This is a genomic window from Protofrankia sp. CiP1_Cm_nod1, assembly GCF_920888515.1.
GTDB lineage: Bacteria > Actinomycetota > Actinomycetes > Frankiales > Frankiaceae > Protofrankia.
The window spans coordinates 1,124-4,620 of sequence record NZ_CAKKTM010000252.1 but is presented as its reverse complement, the minus strand read 5'-3'; the positions used below and the strand labels follow the sequence as shown (position 1 = coordinate 4,620).

The following is a 3,497-nucleotide window of genomic DNA, read 5'->3' as shown; positions in this document are numbered from 1 at the left end:
GCCGTGAGAGCGCCGGAGATGTTTTTCCAATGAGCCATGCCGAATGGTTTCCTTTCGCTTCGGATGTTACACGCAGATATTTGGCAGGAATTTGCCGGCGTGGCCGCCCCCGCGGTGTGACGGCATAGCGGAGCCAGGTGTCGGCGCTGTGTCCAGGCCGCGGTGGACGGACCGGCAGCCTTGTTCCAGATCGCGCGTCGGGTGGCCATTCCAGTACGGCGATATGGGGTCGGGTACGTCAGACCGCGGGTGTTCCATCGGATGGGGCCGGCCCGCGGTGAGCAATTCCATAACCGACGAGCTCGCGGATGGCCGGGCTCCTACCGCCGCACGTAGTATTCATGGTCCCTGTCGGGAACAGGCCGGCACCGGTACGAAACCGGCACCGCGTCCACCGGGCATCCCGCTCGGCGACCGATAAAACATGATCATCTCATGAAGCGTTGTTCACGGGTCCCGATCAGGGCCCGGTAACGCCCTGACCTGCGCAGGCGTATGATCCAGAACATCTGATCGCAGCTTCTGAACAACGCTCATGGTGCTCGGTGAGCTCTCAGTAAACCCCAATCTGGCCGTTTCCACCCGGCCGGCTCTCGGGGACGTTTGCCACCGTCCGCGTACAGCACCTGTCCACCTGCTGCCATCCGTGGTTTATCTGACATGCCGGAAGGTGGCCCCAGCACTTCTGCGAAGGTACTCGAGGATGGCTCCGTGCGCGAGGACTGCAACGTGGCCCAACGTCGCTCGCCCAGGTGGGGAAATTCCTTTCCATGGCGGAGAGTCACCGCCATGAGCGCTGTCGACCAGACCTCGACCCGGCTGCGCCGAACGATTCACAATGATCATCCGTTCGAATCTTTCTGGTGTCGCGGATTCGATGACGGTGGTGTTTGCGGCCGTGCTGACAGGGTCATTTCACAGCTGACGGTCCGGATTCGGTCGTCTCCGGCCACGATCGGAGTGGCGTGGCCTGGACGGATGCCGCCGGCGCGTCGGAGCATGCTGGAGGTGGGCGCGCCCACCTCCAGCGATCACCGCGTTCCCGGCGCTTCATGACTGCCATGGGGAGGGCGTCCCCGAAGATGCCATCCCGCCGATGTCACCCTTGTGACCAAGAGATCACTGACAAGTCTTGATCCGAACCGGTCGATCGAATTTCTTACTGAAAGTAATCAGATCTTCCGTCTGGGGCTCTCATGTGGTGTCGGATTTCCGACACCAGGGCACGCTGTGGAGAGCCCGGGTTCCGCGGTTCGTGGGTACACGGCGAAGATCGTTGAGGTGCAGCCGCGGGTCGCGGAGCGCCGTCGGGCCCTGTCGCACGGAACCCGTAGTCTTGACGTGTGCAGCCGACGGGTCTGCGGACCACCAGTCGTATCCCCGGCGAGAAGCCGTTCCTGAAGTGGGCCGGGGGCAAGAGCAGGTACGCGAGCGCGCTCGTGGGGCTGGCGCCGGAGTTCACCGGCTCGTACCGGGAGCCCTTTCTCGGTAGTGGCGCGGTGTTCTTCGAACTGGGGCCTCGCCGCGCTGTTCTCTCCGACGCGAACGAAGAACTCGTCGTCTGTTTCCGGGTCGTCGCCGGGGATCCGGAGTCGGTCATGGCGCGGCTCGACGAGATGCCCAACACTCCCGAACACTTCGAACACGTGCGCCGGCAGCGTCCCCGGGATCTCAGTGACCTCGAACGGGCCGCCCGGGTCGTCTACCTCAACAAGACGAGCTTCCGGGGGCTGTGGCGGGTAAACCGTCGCAACGAGTTCAACACGCCGTACGGAGCCTACGACCGGCCCTACTACAATCGGACGACGTTTCTGCGGGCCGCCAGGGCGCTGAGCGGCGCCGTTGTCAGGGTGGCCGACTTCGAACAGGCGATCGACGACGCCGAAACGGGTGACTGGGTGTACTGCGACCCGCCGTACGTACCACTCGGCGGCTGGTCTGATTTCAGACGGTACACCGCCGGCCAGTTCGGGGCGGACGACCAGGTGCGGCTTTACAAGGCGATGCGTCGCGCGGCCGACCGGGGAGTTTTCATCACCATGACCAACAGCGACACGCCGTTCGTGCGCGACCTGTTCGGCGGTGATTTCCGCGTTCTGCGGCTGGCCACCCGGCGTGACATCAGCCTGAACGCGTCCGCCCGGCGTAGCTGGGACGTGGTGGTGACCAGCTACGACCCGCCCGTGCCGTCCCAGGCCCCCTTCGACCGCCAGGTGCGGTAGCCGCGGACGGTCCCGGCCAGGCCGTGGCCCGGCCGGGATCGGGCAGGGGCGGTCGGAGGTCGAGCGGAGGCGCCTACCGGTCGGCTCCTGTACCCGGCGTGACCGGGGCGGGCATGGGCGCCGGCCGCTCAGGACGCGTGGGAGGCATGCCGGTGATGCCCGTGACCATGTTCGTGGCTGTGACCGCGGTGGTGATCATGGTGTCCGTGCGGATGCGTCGGGTCGTCCGGATGGTCGTGGGGGGCCTGGGGGGCGGCCACCCGGTGCTCGAAGCCGGGCAGCGCGACCCGGTACAGGCAGGTGTCGCAGTTCATCCGGATGTCCCCGGCCAGTGCCTCGGCGAAGCGCTCGAACACCAGGTCCACCAGGGCGTCGCTGTCGCCGAGCAGGCCCGCGCAGCGCACGTCGACGCCCGGGTGCTCGGCGGCCCAGGCGGTGGCCTGGGCGACCACCCGCTCCGGCAGGACGCCGGTGAACAGGAAGTAGGGCGCCACCACGATCCGGGACGCTCCCAGCCGGCGGCAGCGCTCCAGGCCGGCGGGCACGCCCGGCTCGGCCAGGCTGATGAACGCCGGTTCGACACCGGCGAACCCGCGTCCCTCCCACAGCAGCCGGGCGACCTTGGCGATCTCGGCGTTGGCGTCCGGGTCGGTGGAGCCCCGGCTGACCAGCAGCACGGTCACCTTCGCCCGCTCGGCGCGCGGGCAGACCGCGTCGATGCGCTCGTCGAGCGCCGTCAGCAACGTCGGATGCGGGCCGAGCGGGCGTCCGTAGGTGTAGCGCAGACCGGGATGGCGGGCGCGTTCGCGGGCGAGCGCGCCGGGAATGTCGCCCTTGGCGTGCCCGGCGGAGACCAGGGTCAGCGGTACCACCGCGAGCCGGCGGTGGCCGGCGTCGACGAGGCGGCCCACCGCGTCGGCCACCGGGGGGCGGGACAGTTCGATGAACCCGCCGTCCACCGGCGTCCCGTCGGCACGTTCACGGACCCGTTCGATGAACTCCTGGAACTGCGCCACCCCGGCCGTGCTGCGGGTCCCATGCCCGACGATCAGCAGCGCGGGCGCAGGCGGACCGCCGTCCGGGCCACTGTCCGTAGCCGTGGCACTGTCCGTAGCCGCCTCCGGGACTCCATCGGTGGCCGCGTTCGTGGCCGTCTCCGGCTCTCCTTCCGTGGCCGTGGTGGCGGCCCCGGAGGCGGCCACCGCCATGTTCAGGTCCGCGTCCGATCCGGCGTGTGGGTCTGTCAAGGATTCAGCCCCTCGTACAGCGGTGCGT

Annotated in this window: 2 protein-coding genes; one reads left to right on the top strand and one right to left on the bottom strand. The window is 68.1% G+C overall.

The features are described from left to right. Positions 1-1,343: 1,343 nt before the first annotated feature. Positions 1,344-2,222 carry a Dam family site-specific DNA-(adenine-N6)-methyltransferase gene (locus NBX02_RS11560; protein ID WP_250291299.1) on the top strand — a complete coding sequence of 293 codons (879 nt, stop codon included), beginning with the start codon at positions 1,344-1,346 and terminating at the stop codon, positions 2,220-2,222. A 128-nt stretch (positions 2,223-2,350) separates the two neighbouring features. On the opposite strand, the gene NBX02_RS11555 is transcribed toward NBX02_RS11560, so the two are convergent. Then, positions 2,351-3,469 carry a sirohydrochlorin chelatase gene (locus NBX02_RS11555; RefSeq protein ID WP_250291296.1) on the bottom strand — a complete coding sequence of 373 codons (1,119 nt, stop codon included), beginning with the start codon at positions 3,467-3,469 and terminating at the stop codon, positions 2,351-2,353. Between the last annotated feature and the right edge of the window lie 28 nt (positions 3,470-3,497).